Source organism: Kitasatospora sp. NBC_01302 (assembly GCF_035976515.1).
Taxonomy (GTDB): domain Bacteria; phylum Actinomycetota; class Actinomycetes; order Streptomycetales; family Streptomycetaceae; genus Kitasatospora.
In genome coordinates this window covers 2960261-2981168 of record NZ_CP108404.1, presented here as the reverse complement: position 1 = coordinate 2981168, position 20908 = coordinate 2960261, and the positions used below count along the sequence as shown (strand labels likewise).

Annotated in this window: 1 protein-coding gene (only partly in view); it reads left to right on the top strand. The window is 70.6% G+C overall.

What is annotated here, in order from left to right; translation table 11 throughout:
* A protein-coding gene (locus tag OG294_RS12265) for a protein-glutamine glutaminase family protein (protein WP_327066509.1) crosses the window boundary here: on the top strand, positions 1 to 20908 show its 3' portion. The gene continues 14249 nt to the left of window position 1, outside the view; 20908 of the gene's 35157 nt are visible here — the last part of the coding sequence; its start codon lies off the left edge, out of view; its stop codon occupies positions 20906 to 20908.

Here is a 20908-nt window from a genome sequence, read left to right as displayed (position 1 = left end):
GGTCGAGCTGGAGATCCCGAAGGCGGACACCACGCCGACCGTGGTGGCGAGCGACCGGCAGGTCTTCTTCACCCCGGAGAACCACAGCGGCGTCGCCCGGGTCGCGGACATGGCCCGCGCCCTGGCGACCGGCCACGGGCCGGCCGACGTGCACTGGCCGATCGAGCCGCTGAAGGGGGACGAGAGCGAGAGCACCCTGCGCAGCCGGCGGGAGATCGAGGAGGCGCTCGCCCACATCACGCCGGACCCCGACTCGTTCACCCTCGCGTACCACAGCACGAGCGGCCACGGCGGCCCGACCTGGGAAGGCCGCCCGGTGTCGGCGGCGGAGCTGGCCGACGTGCTGCTCGACCTCCACGACCGGGGCGTCTGGGACGGCCGCCCGCTGCGGCTGCTGGGCTGTGACGCGGGCACCAGCGACACCCGGCGCCCGGCCGGTGCACCGGACACCCCGCGCACCGAGCCGCATGCCGAGGCCTCCTTCGCCGCCTCGGTGCTGAAGGAGATCCACAAGCGGCGCCCCGACATGGCGCTGGAGTCGCTGGCGCCCGCCGGACAGCTCTGGGTGATCAGGCCGGAGCACACACCGGACGGCCGGAGCCGGATGCTGGTGGGCTCGGCGGTCGGCTTCGACGCGGCCGGCCACCCGGTGGTCACCCCGGACGGGCACTTCCGGCGGATCACGCTGCCCGCGGGCCGGGACGCCAGGCTGACGGCGACCGACCTGCCGGTCGAGCCGCACGAGCAGGCCACCGGTGCCCAGCAGATCGTGCGCCCCATCCCGGAGGGCGGGGCGACGGTGTTCGGCCTGCCCAAGCAGCCGCTCTACGCGAACGACCACTATGCGGCGCACGCCAAGGAGTTCGAGGAGAGCCTCGGCGCATTCGCGTTCCGGCACCCGAAGGCCCGGCAGGCGGCCGGCAACAGCGTGCGCCGGCTCTTCGAGGCGCTGAAGGCCGCCCATCCGGAGCTGGACGAGGCGCAGGTCGCCCAGGTCTTCCTCAAGGACGACAAGGGCTCGGCCGGACAGGTCGGTGAGAACCTGTCCCTGGAGCAGTTCCACGAGATGCTGCGGAACGGCAACCCCAGGGAGCTGATGACCGCGTTCTTCAACGCGGCCTACGCCAAGGACTCGCCGCTCGGCCTCAAGGCCGTCCTGCTGGACGTCCTGGCGAAGAACGACGAGGCGCGCGCCAGCGCCATGGGGCTGGACCTGCACGAGGTGCGTGCGCAGTCGGACTTCCTCAACGGCGGGCTGCGCGCCACCCTGGAGAAGCTGCCCGGCGTCGGCACGATGGCGCAGAAGGACTTCTTCGCCACCGCGGGCGTCATCAAGCAGGGCGATGCGCCGCTGAAGAACGCCGCGGAGTACCTGAGCAGCCTGAAGGCCCGGGTCCGGCGGGAGGACGCGCTCAACACCCTGACCGTCGACGAGCTCAACCGGCGCGGTATGCCGCTGAGTTCGCGCGAAGCGGCGTTCCAGACCGGGCCCGACGGCCGGGTCGGGCTGCAGTGGCAGGCCGGCGCGGACCTCTACCGGCTCAACGACAAGACCGGCTGGTACGCCGGGGCCCACGACGACAAGGGCATGGCGCTGAGCACCGGCATCTCGGCCACCACGGCGAAGATGCTGAACGCCTTCAAGCTGCTCAAGGTCGAGAACACCAGCTCGCAGGAGATGCTGCTCGCGCTGATCGGATGGATGCTGCCGGTCGGTGACCACTCGCTGTACGAGATCCTCAAGGGCGCCGAACTGCTGGACGAGCTGCCGCCGCTGCCGCCGCACGCGCTGGCGGACGCGGCGACGATGTACCAGCACATCCCGGGCGTCTCGCAGCAGGAGGTGCGGGAGCAGGTGGCGGTGGAGGGCATGCTGCCGCACGAGCACGGCTACGACGCCCTGGTCAACACCCCTCGTGAGCAGGGCGGTTACTTCGACGACAAGATGGTCAAGGCCCGGCAGAACCGGCAGCAGTTCGAGGCCGCGCGCGACGGCGATCCCGACGTGAAGCAGGGCGTCACCGACTGGCTGGCCCACAACAACCTGACGGCCGCCGAACTCCTGGACAAGCTGACGGTGGCGCACTTCGAGGCGCTGGCCGTCTACACCGGGCCGACCTTCCCGCTGATCAACGTGCTGCTGCGGCACGGCCCGGCCACCCGGCAGGCCGCGCTGGCGTTCCAGGCCAAGAGCCTGCTGGACGACAAGCTGCTGAATCAGGTGCCCTCCATCCTCAAGGAGAACCCGACCCTCAAGGCACTGCTGAACAACACCCAGCCGAGGAACCGGACGCTCGAGCAGAAGACTCAACTTGCGCTGGCGATACCGAAGCTGGTCCCCGAGATCGAGCGGGAGCTGCTGGTCCACACCGAGCTGATCAAGGAGTCGCTGGAGAAGCTGCCGCCGGTGTCGCAGCCGCTGTGGCGCGGCGACCGCGGCTGGCTGCGGCGGGACTCGGCGTTCAGCGGCCGGCTGCTGAGCAGCAGGCTGGTCAACCGCGACTTCCTCAGCACCAGCACCGACCGCTCGGTGGCCGAGAGCTTCGCGAACGGCCGCAAGCAACTCCCCACCACCCACAAGGTGCTGATCCAGTTCGAGCTGAAGGGCGGCGGCAGCGCCTACGACATCGAGCCGTTCTCGGTCAGCGCGGGCGAGAAGGAGGTCCTGATCAAGCCGGGCGCCTCCTTCGAGCTGTCCGCGCCGCACGGGCAGCAGCGGACGGATCCGTTCGAGGTGGTCGTCGCCACCGAGTCGACGCCCCCGCCGCCGCCGTTCCCGCACGACGGTGACGAGAACCAGGCGTTGCACGAGGTGCTGACCAAGCTCGCCAACGTGCCCGAGCTGAAGACCCACGAGGACCTGTGGCCGCTGGCCGAGCACATCGGTGCCGACCACCGGCGCGGGCTCGCCGGTCAGGTCACCGACCTGATCGCCGGGCCCGAGGCCCGCCGCGCGGCGACCGAGCACGCCTGGCGCACCGCCAAGCTCACCCTGGAGCTGACCGGAACGCCCGAGCGGGTGACCCTGGACGAGCTCACCAAGGTGCGCCGTACTGCCGACCTGGCCCGTGAGGAGCTGGGGCTCGACGCCGACCACCAGCTCACCAAGGCCGACCTGGAGCGCTACGTCCGCCGGCTGAACGGCTCGGCGGAGACGCACCCGGTCGCGCCCCGCGACCTCGACCGGCTGGTCGGGCTGGTCGACACCCTCAAGCGCCCGGGCCACGCCGTGACCCGGCAGGAGGTGCGGCAGGCCTGGAACCACGAGGCTCCCCGGGCGACCGACCTGGGCGCGATCCCCCAGCAGCCGCACACCTACTGGATCGGCACCCGGCACGGCGACTGGAACCACCTGACCCGCGAGGTGTTCGGCCGGTTCCCGGACGCCGACAAGTACCTCACCCTCGCCATGCACACGGTCGACGGCCTGCCCGTGCTGGACCACGCCGCACTGGCACCCATGGACATCGCCCGCGAGTTGCTCAGGCTCCGCGACGAAGGCCTCTGGGACGAGGACAAGCCGCTGCGCTTCGTCGCCTGCGACCTCAACTCGGAGCTGAACGGCGGGTACGCCCAGGAGGTCATGCAGCACCTGTGGGACGCGGGCCTGACCAAGGCCGTGGCGTACGCGGCCGACGGTCCGGTCTGGTTCAGCGACGCGCTCACCGAGCAGGGCGCGGCCGACCGCGGGGTCAACGGCCACCTGCTGGTGACCGCCAAGGTCGGGCTCACCGCCGCCGGTCGTCCGGTGATCACGGAGGGCGGCAACTGGCTCAGGATCAGCCACGGTGCCGCGACGCCGGAGAAGCTCGGCCCGCGCCTGCCGGAGGACACCGGCGCCGCGCGCTACCCGGAGGTCCCCGAGCACCGGATCACCGCCCCGATGCCGGGCGCCGTCCGGTTCGCGATCAGCCGTCAGCAGGCCGACACGCTGTTCCACGACCTCGTGGCCCGGGCCGCCACCGCGCCACCCCCGGACCCCTTCGCCGTCAACGAAGCCGACTTGCCGATCTCCTTCGACCACCCCGACGACGGGTGCTACAACCGGGCGCACCAGATGGCCCTGCACCTCGATGCCCAGGGCGTCCAGTGCAAGAAGATCTTCGTCACCTACCGGACCGGTACGCCGACGAACTACTCCGAGGCCCTCGCGGTGTCGTCCGACCTCAGCCGCACCGCGCTCCCGGGCTGGCCGGGCCCGATCAACTGGGGCTACCACGTCGCGGTGGTCGTCCAGGTGCTGGAGCACGGCTCGACCGTCCCCAGGGAGATGGTCGTCGATCCGTCGATCAACTCCACCCACCTGGTGACCACGGACGAGTGGCTGCAGTCGATGGGTGTCACCCCGGGGACGTACGACCGGATCGGCGAGTCCTTCAACGAGGCGCTCCAGAACCTGGGCACGCGCTACGCGGGCCAGCCGACCGTACGGAGCTACCCCCTCAACAGGGCGGTCGTCTGCACCACCGAGAGCGACGTCTACCTCGCGCCGGAGTACGACAACAACGGCCAGCCGTACCCGGCGATCAGGCTGCACGAGCCGGCGTTCTTCACCCGCTTCATGGACTACCGCACGGAGGTGACGGACCACGCACTGGAGGTCCCGCGCCTCGCCCAGCTGCGGCAGGCCGTCACCGTGCCAGGACCGCACACCACCCGTCAGCTCCTCGATCAGCACGGCAATCCGCTGCGGTTGGTCACGGTCAGGTCCACGCTCTACCCGCACACCACAGACCACACGCAGCCGGCCGCCAGCACGGTCGCGCTCTACAGCCACGACTTGGGGCCGACGCAGACGCTGCTCAGCAGCAACGGTCAGCCACTGATCCCGGTCCACACCGCTCAGGACCCCTTCGCCGGCCTACTGCCGATGAGGGCCAGCGCCGTCCTCTGGGGAGCGCAGGGCCAGCCCCCGGTGACGCACACCAGCCGCACGCTGCTGGACGACCAGGGCAACCCGATCCTCACGGTCACCACGGCCGTGACGGTCCTCGACCGGAACAGCCAGGTCATCCAGCCGGCCGGCACCACCAGCACCACCGTCAACTTCGCGCTCGACACCGGCGACCCGACGGACGCCGTGATCCAGTTGCAGCACAACGGCAACCCGCTCCCGGTCGCGGCCACGGTCGTGTACGACGGGACCGGTGGGCTCGCGATCGGCCCCACCGTTGGCCTCGACAGCACCGGCCAGCCCTTGGAGCCGGTCGTCAGGACCGACACGACCGACCAGCACCAGCTGACCCAGGTCACGCACCCCGGCGCGCCCGCACCCGACCACACCGAGAGCCTGTACGTTCCGGAGAACCTGTCGGGCACCCTGCACGACCTGGTCGCCGCGGAGCAGGATTCGCGGTGGGCGCAGCCGGTGGAGCATCCGGTCACCGTCGACCAGTGGCAGCATCGGCGTGGTTCGGCGCCGGCGGTGGTGCGGCACACCGAGCGGTTCGCTCCGTCGGACAAGCCGTTCGAGAACCGTCGGCCGGGTCTGCTCGACGGCCGGATGGTGTACGTCCGTAACACGGTGCGCCGGATCCAGGCGGACGACGGGCGCTGGGTGCGGGTGGTCTCCTTCCACCTGCCGGTGAAGTACGGCACCGGCATGACGCACGAGCAGTTGGAGGGCTTCCAGCAGCGGGCCCGTGACCTGCTCGACCGGCACCTCAACATCGGCCACGTGCTGCCGCGTTCGGGCGACCAGGTGCACTTCGAGGTGAGCTTCAGCCACGCCCCCGGGCACGGCGAGGCGATCGAGCTGACCGACGCGCCGGTGTCGCCCGTCACCGGCCGCCCGGGCCGGGCCGACCAGCTCCACCTGGACCTCAAGCACAGCAATGCGGTGGTGCTGCACGAGCTGCTGCACTACGCGGGCCTGCGGGACGAGTACCGCAGCAGCACCTCGCTGTTCCGCAACACGGCGGCGAAGTCCGAGCGGACCGGGTTGATGGCGGACGTCCTCACCCCGCTCACCAAGGCTCTCCCGCACCGCTACCTGAGCGAGATCGAGACGCTCAGCGAGGACGGCGCGCCGTTGCGCGACCACCCCCTGACCACCCGCGAGGAGCAGTCACTCCCGACGGTCGGCGACACGCCGGCGCCCGGCGAGCACGAGCCCACCCACCCCGCGGCGCCGATGCCCGAGGAGTCGCCCTCCGGCTCCTCGGCGAACCCGCCTGCCGCTCCCCACCACGAGCAGCCCCCGGCCGGGCAGCACGAGCAGCAGCACGAGCAGCAGCCGCCCGCCGAGCAGCAGCCTGCCGCGCAGCCGCCCGCCGAGCCGCAGCAGCCGGTGCTGGAGCAGGTCGTGACGGAGCAGCGCGCCCGCGACGCGTTCCAGGAGATCTTCGCCCGCCGGTTCATCGAGCTGCGACCGGAGAGCATCGCCGGGGTGCCCGAGTCGGGACTGACGGTCCCGTTCGACCACCCCGAGGACGGCTGCTTCAACCGGGCGCACCAGATGGCCATGCACCTCAACAGCCTGGGCATCGCCAACAAGAAGATCTTCATCACGTACTGGACCGGTACGCCCGCAGCGCCGAAGCAGTCCCTCATGGTGCGTTCCGGGAACGCCCGGACCGCGCTCCCGGGCATGCCCGCGGAGGTCAACTGGGGCTACCACGTCGCGGTGGCCGTCCGGGTGCGGGAGGAGGGCCAGACTCCCGAGGGTCAGAGCACCGAGGGCCAGAGTACCGAGGGTCAGAGCGCCGGGGGCGAGGACACCGGGAAGGAGATGGTCTTCGACCCGTCGATCCACCCCGAAGGCCCGGTGCCCACCGAGAGCTGGCTGCAGTCCATGGGCCTCGCCCCCGGGATGTACGACCGGATCGGCGAGTCGTTCAGCGAGGCGAGCCAGTACCTGGTCGGTCTCGATCAGACGAGCCCCCCGGGTGAACTCCACCAGGGATACCCCCTCAACCGGGGGATCCTCCTCACCAGCGAGAGCCACATCTACAACCGGCCGGGGATGTGGCCCTACAACGGGGCCAACCTGCCGTTCGACCCGATCGACCTGTCCACCAACGACCAGAAGCGGACGGAGTACCGCGACACCACGCTGCAGCACGCGCAGGAGGCGAGCGTCCGAAGGGCGGTGCGCCAGGCCGTCACGGCGCCGGAGGGCCGCACCGCACGACCGGTGGGAGTGCCGGAGACGAGCACCCCCAGGCTCGTCGACCACTACGGCAACCCGCTGAGGCTGGTCGCGACCGCCACCACGCTGTACGAGCGCGGTGTTCCCGATGCGTCGTCGGCCCACGAGGAGCCGGTCGCCAGCACGGTCGCGCTCTACGTCCACGGCGAGCCGGTCGAGCACGCGGCAACGGCCCAGGTGATCGACGTCAGCAACCGGAGGATCCTGCCGCCGACCGCCGTCAGCGAGGACCTGCTGCCGGCCACGGTCAGGGCCACGCTGCACGGCCCCCACGGCGAGCCGCTCAAGCCGACGACCCCGACCACCGTCACGATCCTCGACGGCAACGGCCGGCCCCTGCGGTCGGTCACCACGGTCGTCACGTTCTACGGCCGCTCCGGCGAGCCCCTGCTGCCGACCGGCGCCATCACCAGCCTGCACGGCGAGTCCGCCGACGGTCCGCCGTCGTACGCCACCGTCGATGTCTTCCGCAACGGCATCACGGTGAAGCCGATCGCCTCGGCGCTGTACGGCGCCGACGACAAGTTCCTGCGCAGGCTCCCCACGGGGTCGGATCCCGCGGGATCGAACACCGCCGAGAACCTGCCGACGACCCTCTCCACCAACGTCGTGTTCGAGCCACCGATGATCTCGGCCTTCGACCCCAACGCTCCCCAGCCGATGGCCGGCGAGTCGATGGAAGGGATCGAACAGGGGGGCGTCCCGCAGCCTCCGGCTCAGCTGCCCGGTGAGGACACGACCATGGCGGCGCCGCCCGTCGCGCTCTTCGACACCAACGTGGTGATGTCGGCCGACGAGATCGATGCGCTCTTCGACAACAGTACTTTCCTGCCCGGGGGCGAGTTCTACGGCGTGGGCACCAACGCTCTGATGTCGGAAGCCGAGATGGCGGCGTTCTTCGCTGCCACCGGCCCGCTGCCCGGGGACCAGCTCCTCGGCACGGGGAACAACGTGGGGATCGCGGGCACCGATCCGCTGGACTTCTTCACCAGCGGGGGCGGTTCCACGCACGAGTCCACGAACCAGCCCACCGACCAGTCCACCGACCAGTCCACGCACGGGTCCACGCACGAGTTCTCGCACGATTCCGCGCAGCAGCCCGAGCAGCCGGAGCGGTCCGAGGGCCTGTACCTGCCCGGGAACGTGTCGGGCACGTTGCACGATCTGGTGGCCGCGCACGAGCCTTCGCGGTGGGCGCAGCCGGTGGAGAAGCCGGTCACGGTGGATCAGTGGCAGCACCGGCGTGGTTCGGCGCCGGCTGTGGTGCGGCACACCGAGCGGTTCGCTCCCTCGGACAAGCCGTTCGAGAAGCACCCGGCGGGTTATCTGAACGGCCGGATGGTGTACGTCCGTAACACGGTGCGGCGGATCCAGGCGGACGACGGGCGCTGGGTGCGGGTGGTCTCGTTCCACCTGCCGGTGAAGTACGGCACGGGCATGTCGCACGACCAGCTGGAGGGCTTCCAGCAGCGGGCCCGTGACCTGCTCGACCGGCACCTCAACGTCGGTCATGTGCTGCCGCGTTCGGGTGATCAGGTGTACTTCGAGGTGGCTTTCAGCCACGTCCCGGCGCACCGGGAGGCGATCGAGCTGACCGATGCGCCGGTGTCGCCCGTCACGGGCCGCCCGGCTCGGGCCGATCAGCGTCACCTGGACCTCAAGCACAGCAATGCGGTGGTGCTGCACGAGCTGCTGCACTACGCGGGTCTGCGGGACGAGTACCGCAGCAGCACCTCGCTGTTCCGCAATACGGCGGCGAAGTCGCAGCGGACCGGGTTGATGGCGGACGTCCTCAGCCCGCTCGGCCAGGGGATCCCGCACCGCTACCTGAGCGAGATCGAGACGCTCAGCGAGGACGGCGCCCCGCTGCGCGACCATCCGCTGACGTCCACGGGCCGGCCGTCGGCGACCGTCGGTGACACGCCGGCGCCCGGCGACCACGAACTCACCCACGAGGCGGCGCAGATGCCGCCGGATTCGACCCCCGGCAGCTCCGTGAACGAGCCTGCCGCGCCCCACAACGAACAACCGCCGGACGCTCAGCACGTCCAGCCCCCGGCCGGGCAGCACGAGCAGCAGCAGTCCGCCGACCAGAGCAACCCCCCGGCCGCCGGCGAGCAGCGGCCGGTTCCACAGCGGGTCGTGACCCACGAACGAGCCAATGAGCTGTTCCAGGAGATCTTCGCCCGCCGGTTCACCGAGCTGCGACCGGAGACCATCGCGGGCGTACCCGAGCTGGGACTGACGGTCCCGTTCGACCACCCCGAGGACGGCTGCTTCAACCGGGCGCACCAGATGGCCACGCACCTCAACAGTCTGGGTGTCTTCAACAAGAAGATCTTCGTCACCTACTGGACCGGTACGCCCGCAGCGCCGAAGCAGTCGCTCAGGGTGGAGTCCGCGAACGCCCGGAGCGCGCTTCCGGGCATGCGCGCGGAGCTCAACTGGGGCTACCACGTCGCCGTGGCCGTCCGGGTGCGGGAGGAGGGCCGGCCGGCCGGCAGCGAGGGCCAGGAAGCCACCACGGAGATGGTGTTCGATCCGTCGATCCATCCCGAAGGCCCGGTGCCCACGGCTACCTGGCTGACGTCCATGGGCCTGACGGAGACGATGTACGACCGGATCGGCGAGTCCTTCGACGACACGGGCCGCGCCCTGATGGATCTCTATACGAACCATCCGGATGGGACCCACCAGGGGTACCCCCTCAACCGGGCGGTCGTCTGCACCACCGAGAGCCAGATCTACAACCGGCCGGGGGTCTGGGTCTTCGACGGAGACAACATCCCCCGTCTGTTCGACAAGATCGAGCTGGCCACCAACGACGACAGCCGGACGAAGTACCGCGCGACCACGCTGGAGCACGCACAGGAGACGAAGGTCAGAAGGGCGGTGCGAGACGCCGTCATCCCGCCGAACAACAGCACCTCCAAGCTCCTCGACCGCTTCGGCAACCCGCTGCGGCTGGAAGCCACAGCCATCACGCTGTACGAGCGCGGCGGCGGTGCCGGAGAGCCGGTCGCCAGCACGGTCGAGCTCTACAGTCACGATGAGCAGCCGCAGCCGCAGCCGCAGCCGACTCAGCAGCCGGGCCAGCCGCTGGAGGTGCCGGCCCAGCAACAGGGGCTGGCCCCGGTGCTCCACGACAGCAACAGCAGGGCCCTGCAGCCGGTCGCCGGCTCTGGGGACCTCCTGCCGCCCGCTGCCAGGGCCACGCTCTTCGGCCCCCTCGGCGAGCCCCTCCACCCGACGACGCCCACCACCGTCACGTTCTTCGGCCCCGCCGGTGAGCACCTGCGATCGTTCACCACGGCCGTCACGGTCTACGACAGCCTCGGCGCGCGCATGCGGCCGGCCCGCGTCGTCACCAACCTCCAAGGCAGGACCGCCGACGATCCGCCGTCGCATGCCACCGTGGATGTCTTCCACAACACCGCCCCTGTGAAGCCGATCGTCTCGGCGCTGTACAACGCCGACGGCATCTTTGTGCGGAAGCTCAGCTCGGAGTCGGATCTTGCTGCAGGCGTGCGGCCGACCATCACCACCAGTGCCACGTTCGAGCCACCGCACATCACGCTCACCAACCACGACGCTCCTCAGCCGGTGGCCGGCGAGTCGATGGAAGGGATCGAACAGGGGGGCGTCGACTTCAACGTGGTGATGTCGGATGCCGAGCTTGCGGCGCTCTTCGACAGCACTGGCCTGTTGTCCGGGGGCGAGCTCCTCGGCGCGGGCACCAGCACTCAGATGTCGGATGCCGAGTTCGATGCGCTTCTCACCAATGGTGCCTTCCTGCCCGGGGGGGAGTTCTCCGACGTGGGCACCAACGCTCTGATGTCGGAAGCCGAGATGGCGGCGTTCCTCGGTGTCACCGGCTCGCTGCCGGGGGATCAGCTTCTCGGCGCGGGGAACACCGCAGGGCCCTCGGGCACCGATCCGCTGGACTTCTTCATGGGTGGGGGCGGCTCCATGGACTCGTCCATGGACGAGTCCATGCACGATTCCGCGCAGCAGCCCGAGCAGCCGGAGCGGTCCGAGGGCCTGTACGTTCCGGAGAACCTGTCGGGCACGCTGCACGATCTGGTGGCCGCGCACGAGCCTTCGCGGTGGGCGCAGCCGGTCGAGCACCCGGTCACCGTCGACCAGTGGCAGCACCGGCGTGGTTCGGCGCCGGCTGTGGTGCGGCACACCGAGCGGTTCGCTCCGTCGGACAAGCCGTTCGAGAACCGTCGGCCGGGTCTGCTCGACGGCCGGATGGTGTACGTCCGTAACACGGTGCGCCGGATCCAGGCGGACGACGGGCGCTGGGTGCGGGTGGTCTCGTTCCACCTGCCGGTGAAGTACGGCACGGGCATGTCGCACGACCAGCTGGAGGGCTTCCAGCAGCGGGCCCGTGACCTGCTCGACCGGCACCTCAACGTCGGTCATGCGCTGCCGCGTTCGGGTGATCAGGTGCACTTCGAGGTGGCTTTCAGCCACGTCCCGGCGCACCGGGAGGCGATCGAGCTGACCGATGCGCCGGTGTCGCCCGTCACGGGCCGCCCGGCTCGGGCCGATCAGCGTCACCTGGACCTCAAGCACAGCAATGCGGTGGTGCTGCACGAGCTGCTGCACTACGCGGGTCTGCGGGACGAGTACCGCAGCAGCACCTCGCTGTTCCGCAACACCGCGGCGAAGTCCGAGCGGACCGGATTGATGGCGGACGTCCTCACCCCGCTCACCAAGGCCGTTCCGCACCGCTACCTGAGCGAGATCGAGACACTCAGCGAGGACGGCGCCCCGCTGCGCGACCACCCGCTGACGTCCACGAGCCGGCCGTCGGCGACCGTCGGTGACACGCCGGCGCCCGGTGACCACGAACTCACCCACGAGGCGGCGCAGATGCCGCCGGCGCCGATCCCCGGCACCTCGGTGTTCCGGGTGGAGCCGCCGGCCGCCAATGGGCCCGCCGCCCCCGTGCAGCAGCATCCGGTGGCCGAGGTGCGGGGCATGCTGCCCGGCGCCGTACGGGACCTCGCGGCCGAGCTGCACCGGCAGTTGACGGCCGCGCAGCTCAACCCGACCGCCGTCCACGTGCTGTTGGACAGCCTGGACGGTGACCCGAGGAACGTCGCCGCGCTGGAGCGGCGCTACCGGCAGGAGTTCGGGTCCTCGCTCACGGCGACGCTCTTCGAGGCGGCGCAGAGCGGCCGGTTGGGAGCGGGCCCCGACGCGGCGCGGCAGGCCGTCTCCGACCTGCTCGGGATGACGCAGACCTTCGCCCTCGGCGGGCTGCGGGAAGTGCCGTCCACGCACGAGGAGTTCGTGGCGCTGGCCCAGCGGGTGCGGACCGCGATCGGCAACCGCAACCAGCGCGAACTGCTCGGGCTGATCCGCCCGTTGCGGCGCGACCTGCCGGTGCTGTGGCGGCTCGCCGACACCTACCAGGGCCTGCACCACACCTCGCTCTCCGAGCACGCCCGGGCCAACCTGCCCGAGGCGCCGTTCCTGCACTCGTACCTGCTGGGCAGCGAGGCGCTGGAGCGGCAGACCCAGACCCGGGCGCAGGCCGAGGACCTGTTCCGGCAGTTGGCGCAGCTGCAGTTCACCAGCCGGACCGGTGACTCCATCCAGGTTCCGTACGACCACCCGGAGACCGGCTGCGCCGACCGGGCCCACCTGATGGCCATGCACCTCACCAAGCTGGGCATCGCCAACAAGAAGATCTTCGCCAACCACATGCGCTCCGACGGGTCCGCGCTGCAGGTGCAGTCCGAGAACGCCCGCGACGCTTTCCAGGGCGTCCCCCTGCCGGTCGTCTGGCGGTACCACGTCGCCGTGGTGATCCACGTGGAGGAGGCCGGGCAGCTGGTGGAGATGGTGATCGACCCGTCGGTCGCCGACCGCCCGCTGACCACGCACGAGTGGCTCTCCCTCATGGGCATCCGGCCGGACGAGGCGGTGCAGCGGGTCGGGGAGAGCTACCACGAGGCGCTCGGCTTCCTCCAGGCCGCTGCCGGCCTGGGGATGCACATCGATCCTCATGCCGGGTACCCCTACGACGTGCCGATCGTCTTCACGGCCGAGCGGCACACGTACACCAGGCCGGCGCTCGGTCAGCACGCACAACCGGAGGCGGACCTGCGGGCCGCCAACGCTTTCTTCCGGACCTCGGGCGTGCAGACGGCCGAGGAGCACGCGGCGGAGGCCGAGCGCAGGCGGCAGGAGCGGGCGCAGCTCGATGCCCTCTGGGAGCAGCATGCGCAAGCCGCCCTCCAGAACTGGCAGCCGCACGAGCCGGCGCAGGCCGGTGACGTCAACGCCGTTGCCCAGCCCGGATTCGACGACCTCGCGAACCTGCTCTTCGGGGACCTGGGCCTGGGCAACGCCAACCCGCAGCCCGAGGTCCAGCACCTGGAGAACCTGCTCTTCGGCGACCTGAACCTCGGCGACGGCAACCCCCCGTTCGACCCGGGCCCGTTCGGCGGTCCGGGCAACGGCGGTCCGGGCAACGGCGGGCTGCCGGGGGCCGCCCACTTCGGCCTGCCGCAGCGCGACCTGTCGGTGCCCTACCAGGGCGGCCACGAGCTGCTGGCGGACCTCGGCGACACCAGCACGGTGCCGGACCTCCGGGAGCTCCCGCAGCAGCCGGGGCCGATCGGCGTCGACCTGTTCGGGATCCTGCAGCCGCGTCCGGCACCGGAGTTCATGACCGACCCGGCGACCGGAAAGGCGTACGACTACCGCGATCTGACGGCAGATCAGCTCACGCCCTTGATGGACGCGATGGACATGCGCCATGACGTCGACCCCACGCGGATGGATCCGGCCTCGCCGGCCTGGCAGAAGCAGCCCGGCACCTTCAGCAGCGTCCACGACCGCGAGGACACCCGGTGGGCGCCGAGTGCCGACGCGCCCGAGCCGGCCTCCGCGCGGGTGCAGATCCCGCTGATGGTGCACGCGGTCTGGTTCGGCCCGTTCCGCGAGCAGGGGGCCTCGGCCACCTTCTGGCACGGGTACGGGGAGTCGGCGAAGTACTTCAAGGACGAGGCCGCGTTCGTCCTGTGGACCGACGTGCCGCGCGAGCACTTCGCGGCCGTCCGCGACCTGACCGAGGCGCCGCAGGACCCGCAGCTGGCCGACGCCTGGAGGATGCTCCAGTGGGCCGACGAGGGCGACATCCGTTTGGTCAACCCGTTCGAGGTGTTCCACAGCGAGCGGCCGATGAGCCTGCACGACGAGGTGCTGACCGAGCTGGCCAAGCAGACCGGGGCGGGCAGGGCGGCGGCCAGCGGCGCGTTCCGGGTGGTGATCGGCGAGGAGTTCGGCGGTCTCTACAGCGACGGCGAGAACCAGATCCTCTCGTTGGACGACCTCTACGAGGTCGGGGGCACCGAGGCCGGCTTCGCCGTGCACGCCGGGGCCGGTGAGAACGGCGAGGCGGCCACCTTCGGCGACTCCGCCTTCGTCGCGCCCAAGGGGCACCCGTACCTCCTGGGGCTGCGGGACGAGATCCGGGCGAACTACCGCAAGACGCAGACCGAGTTGGACCACGAGGCGCCCGGGCTCGCGCCGGTGGCCAGGAAGCTCGGCTACAGGAGCGCCGCCGACCTGCCCGCGCTGGACCGGACGAAGATCACCGTGGAGTCCGACAGCAGCCGGCCGCACCCCGAGCACACCGAGCTGCCGCGCGAGTGGTCGGCCCAGGAGACGCTGGAGTTCACCCAGCGGGTGGTGCACACCCTGGTCCGCGACCTGTTCGACCGCAACGGCGATCTGCACCTGACCCAGGTCCACGAGGCGATCGCGCAGCACCCGCACCCCGAGCAGATCTGGCACGCCGCGCTGCACTACCTGGCCGGGCGCGAGGACCTGCGCGCGCTGGTCAAGGGCGTGACCCGGACCAAGGTGGCGAACGACGGGACCACCACCGTGGTCGAACTCCCGTCGAGCGTCGCGCACTTGCTCCAGCCGCAGCACGACGTGCCGGCCCCGGTCGGCGACCGGGACGGCTGGCGGCTCTCCGAGAAGTCGGAGCCGGTCTCGCTGCTCGCGCCCGTCGTCGAGCACGTCGAGCCTGTCGCGCAGATCGCGCAGATCGCGCACATCGCGCACGAGGACGTGCCGTTGTCGGATCTCGGTGGTGCGGCGCACGGTCGGTGGATCCGCAGCTCCACGGGTTCGCCGGAGGCGGATGCGGCGGTGCGTGCGGCGTTGGCGCATCTGCCGGTGCGGGAGGGTGTGTTCACGGTCGCGGTGCACACCGATCCGCGTACGGGGTTGCCGGTGCGCGACGGGCGGCCGATCAGTGCGGAGGAGTTCGCCGGGCTGCTGAAGAAGTGGTTCGACGACAAGGTGTGGAACGGCACCGACCGGATCGAGTTCGTCTCCTGCGGTCTGGGTCTGACCGGTGCGCGCAGTTATGTGCCGAAGGTGTTGGAGAAGCTCGCCGAGTACGGGATCCACGCGTCGGCGCGGGCGGCGACGGAGACGGTCTGGTTCGTGCCGAAGGTGGACGGGTCGGGCAGGGTGCTGCCGGATGCGCCGGGGCATCTGGTCTCGGCGAAGGCGGTCGGGTTCGGTCCGGACGGGCGTCCGGCGATCACCGAGGGTGGTCAGTGGTTGGAGTTCGACGGCCCGGGGCAGGCGCCGCGCGTGGTCGGCCAGCAGCTGCCCGAGGGGTACGGACACGCGACGGCGGAGGAGCTGGCCAAGCTCCCGGGCCGGGCGAGGTTCACGCTGGGGTCCGATGACGAGGATCCCGAGCACGGCCGTCCCCCGACCGCCGAGGAGGAGAGGCAGCTCGCCGTTCCCGGGGGACGGCACCTCGGGCCCAACCGCCCGCTGGCCGACCAGGTCCTGTTCAAGCCGTCCATCGAGGGGAAGCCCGGCGGATTCGCGTTCCAGCGCGTTCCGGGGACGCTCCCTCCCGAGACCCTGCGGCGTGAGGCGGAGCTTGCCTCGGTCGTGTACCGGGGTGTGGTCGAAACGGAGCCCGGCCCGGACGGTGCCCCGTACGTCCGGCTGTACACCACGATCTTCAAGCGCGAGGGAGCGCTCGCGGACGTCGACCCTGAGACCGGTCTGGCGACCTCCGATCACAAGGACGTCCATCAGGACCCCGCGTCCGGACGGATCCTGATCTCGCCGGGGGACGGCGACGGGGTCTTCTGGATCGGTGCCGGCAGTCCGTTGCGGGCGATGAAGTGGGCCGAGAAGTACCGCGCCCAGGCGCCGGAGACGAAGAACGGGGTGCGGCAGCCGGAGGAGGAGGTCGCCCGGCCGCTGGTCCGCTCCTACCTCGTGCCGTTGCAGACGTACCACGAGGTGTTCGGTCACGCGATCCACGAGGACGACCGCCGGAACTGGCCGATGAGCGACGAGCAGATCGCGAACCTGGGTGATCTGAAGGCCGAATACGAGCGGAAGATCGGGCAGGCACGCGATGCGGGAGCCAATGCGGACCAGCTGGCGTTCGTGCGCTGGAACACACCGGACGAATTGCTCAAGGAGCCCAAGCGCCTCAAGGAGCAGACCCGCTCACCTCTCTTCGAGAGGCCGTTCAATGTGGACCACCGTGGCGAGGAGAACCAGTTCGGAGTCCGTGGGGAGGCGCTGAGGGCGCTGAGCGCCAACGCCCTGGCGAAGTCCCTGGTCACCTACCACTACGACGACACGACGCCGCCGCCGCCCGGCGAGGGCGACAGGTTCGCGAGGGACGGCAGGGTTCAGCACATCAACGTGCTGCGCGAGTCGGTCGGTGCGCCGACGCTCGACTTCCCTCCGCCGAAGGGCATGGACCCGTGGCTGAGTGGCACCGGGTTCCAGATCAAGGCCGGCGAACTGAACAGGATCGCCCTGACGCTGCGTCTGCATCTGGTGACCTGGCGCCAGTTCCATCAGGAGCCGGAGGATCGCCGTCCCGAGGCGCTGCTGGACGGGGCCAAATTCGTCGACCAGTTCGCGAACCGGCTGGTGCAGCTCAACAAGTTCCTCGAGGAGAACGATCTGCCGGACATGACCCCGGAGGACCCAGGGGGCCGCATCAGCGAGTTCATGACGAAGCGGGTGGAGCCCTGGGCGAACCAGGCGGCCATCGGCGAACTGCTCTCCCGTGGCTTCGACGAGCTGCAGGCGAGCTTCGACGTGCTCCGGGAGTCCAGCCCGACCGACTACCTCGCCCTGTTGGAACGCCTCCCGGAGGAGAGGAGCCTCCAGTGGTGGGTGGGCGAGAAGCTGACCCGGAGCTGGCACGCGGGCGCGGATCCGTCCGAGATGATCAGGACGATCACGGAGAACTTCCCCCACCTGGTCCGCAAGTACGACGAGATCGCCGCCGCCAGCGAGAAGTACACCTTCCACGCGCACGCCCAGATGGTGCTCGGCCAGTACCGCAAGCTCGTCGAGGGCTCGGCTGCGAAGCGCTTCGTCCCGCAGGAGGTGATGGCCAAGGCGATCCTCTTCCACGACATCCAGAAGCAGAACTCCAAGGACATGTTCCCCTCCCCGAAGGGCGCCAGGATTCCGCACGACCGGGAGCCCGAGCACATCGGCTCGGTCGAGATGATCAGGAACCTGCGCCACCTGTGGACCGCCGAGTTCGAGCCGAGGGCCGAGGAGCGCCCGTCGGACCCGAACGAGGAGTACTGGGGTTCCGACGAGCACCTGCGGTCGACCGACGAGCGTCAACTGCTGGCCGCCGCCCTGCTGGTGGACTCCGACCCGATCGGGTTTTTCCTGCGCAACGACCACTCGGCGGACACGGCCTTCGGCTACATCGCCCAGAGCACCCTGCGGATCAGGGGCGAGGACCCGCGGGCCGCGGAGCTGACCGAGGAGCAGGCACAGGACATCCAGCGCTTCTTCCACGAGTTCCACCAGTACTACCAGGCCGACTTCTCCTCCTACACCAGGTCCAGCAGCTACCTGGACGCCGAGGGCAACAGGCGGACCGGCAAGTCGACCTTCGACAGGTCGTTCTCCTTCGTCGACGCAACGGGGAACGAGCTGCGCACCATGGCGACGCCGGCCGGGCGCCGCTTCGTCTACAACGAGGACTACGAGCAGAGGATCGCCGGGCTGACGGGCCTGTTCGACGACACCCGCAGCATCCAGGAGAAGTTCCGGACGCTCGTCCAGGCACGGTCGGAGCGGGAGCGGCGCGAGCTGAGCACCACGAGGGCGGAGCGCGTCAAGCCCCAGCCGACGGAGCCGGTGGTGGAGGAGGAGGTGGACTACGGCGGCCTGGGCTTCGACGAGCCCGACCCGTCGGACGACGAGGGGCTGACCTTCGCCGAGCACTTCGAGGACGACGAGGACGACGAGCACGCCGAGGACGCCGCGCACCCCGAGAGCCCGGAGGGCCCCGAGCTCCCTCCCGCACCGAGCGAGGTCGTCGAGTACCCCCTCCTCGACTCCGGCAGCCACCTGTCCAACAGCGCCGGCGAGCAGCACGGCTGGTGGATCGGCGACAAGAACCTGCCCGCCGCCACCCGGTCGGACCTGGAGGCGATCCTCCGTCGGTTCCCGTCCCGTCCCGGCCGCTTCCTGCTGGCCGCCCACGGTGACCCCGAGACCCACCGCCCGGTCCAGGACGGGAAGCCGATGACCGAGGGCGATCTGGTGGACCTGATCGTCCAGCTGAAGAAGGCCGATCACTGGAACGGCAAGGACGAGCTGCAGTTCGTCTCGTGCGGGCTGGGCGCCGCCCCGGACCACGAGTACCTGCGGGCGGTGATGAAGCAGCTGAGCGACACGTACGGGATCCACGCCACCATCCGGGTCGCCAAGCAGGCTGCCTGGTGGGCGCCGAAGCTGAACACGAAGGGCGAGGAGGAGGCCGGCGACGGCGTCGTCGTGGTCGCCGCCGCCCTGGGGATCAACGCGGCCGGCAAGCCCGCGGTGACCCTGGACGGCTCGTGGCTGGTCTTCGACAAGGAGGGCGGCGAGCCGACCGAGGAGCCCCAGAAGCAGCCGCAGGGCTACCTCGCGGCCAAGGAGGGCGAGAAGCTCCGCGAGCTGTGGGGCAGCCAGAAGTTCTCGGCCGGCCCACCGGCCACCACCGGCCGTCCGGAGCCGGAGCCGGAGCCGGAGCCCGAACCCGAGCCGGAGCCCGAGCCGGTCGCCCCCGTTGCCGCCGTCGACCCGGTCGACCTGATCGAGCAGATCCTCTCCGGCCGCCGGCACCCGGAGCCCGACAGCGACGAGCCGCCCGCCAAGCGGCCGCACACCCGCGCCTACGAGCTGACCGACGGCCCGCTCGACGCCCGCGGCCTCAAGCGCTGGACCGAGGAGCAGGAGGCGCAGCTGCACACGTACCTCGACGACCTCGGCGAGGGCTACCACCCGCCGACCGAGAAGCTGCTCGAACTGATCAACCCGCACGACCTCGCCGAGGACGGCGCCACGCTGCACCACTGCCTGGAGACGGTCAGCGCCCTGCGCGACACGCACTACGGGAACCGGCGCCCGGCCGCGCTCCCGAAGGAGGGTGTGCCGGAGCCCAGGCCGGCCTGGACCCTGCAGAAGCTCCACGGCCTGACCCAGGACCACGGGCTCGGCGACGACGCCCTCGCCGACCTGGTGCACAAGGTCGAGGAGGCCGGCCCCGGCACGTTCGCGACCGTCCTGCTGGTCCGCCCGGACCAGCAGGAGGGCCACGCCCTGGCCCTGGTCCACGGCGAGGACGGCAAGCTGCGCTGGGTCGACCCGAGCCAGCGCAAGGTGCGCGTGGTGGGGGAGGAGCACCCGGACCCGCTGCCGTCCGGGTTCACCTCCGACACCCAGGTCCGCTCGTCCGCCACGGACGCCGACGACTGGCCGCTGCCGGGCCACGCCGACCTGAGCCTCTTCGAGGAGGGCGCGCCCCTCTTCGGAGCGTTCGAGCCGACGGGCGACCACGTGCGCGAGGCGGGCGAACTGCTGACACTGGTGGCGCCTCAGGTCCTGCAGCAGTTCACCGACCACACGGAGACCCGGGCGGCGGCGGTCCTCCGGCTCGGACAGCAGGAGGCCTGGTTGTCGACGACCCGGAAGAGCGGCTCGGACGGGGCCAGTTGGAGTGGGCTCGACACCGACAACGTCGCCTGGCAGGAGGTCGAGGCGTGGGGAGAGAAGAGCGGACTCAAGACACAGAAGAACGATGCCGAGGTCAAGGTGCTGGCGGAGCTGTACAACCGCTTGGCGGACGCGGGCTTTCCGCTGACCTGGAACGCCGCACAGGAGGTGTGGACACCCAATCCCACGCCCACGGGCAGCGTCGCCATCATCTCGACCAAGGGAACCTGCACCAGCTGCCGGGCACAGGTCACGACCTTCCGCAGGCTCTACCCGAACATCCGCAGCTACATCGCCTACCCCGACACCTCGGAAGCCGCCTACACCAAGAAGACGCGCGAGGGTGAGAGGTTGGGCAGCACCATACCCCTCACCTACGGTCTGCCGGCCGACGAGCGGGCCGAGCTGCAGATCGGCGGGCGCAAGGTGTACTGGCGCACCGATGCCCGGCAGCAGTCGACCGCCGCCGCACCGACCGGAGCGGCGGGTGTCGCGGCCGCTCTGAACGGGCACACGCTGACCGCCGCACGGCGGGCGGTCATCACCGAACTCACCAGCAGTTTCGGCCTCACCTCGAAGGAGTTCAGGAGGCAGCTCACCAGCAAGCTCAACAACCTCCTCGGCGTGCGACTGCCCACCGGGCTCGTCCCGGCCCTGGTGAAGTGGTACGACGACCAGCTCACGAAGACCCCGGCTGAACGCAGGCCGCTTACCCTGCCGTAG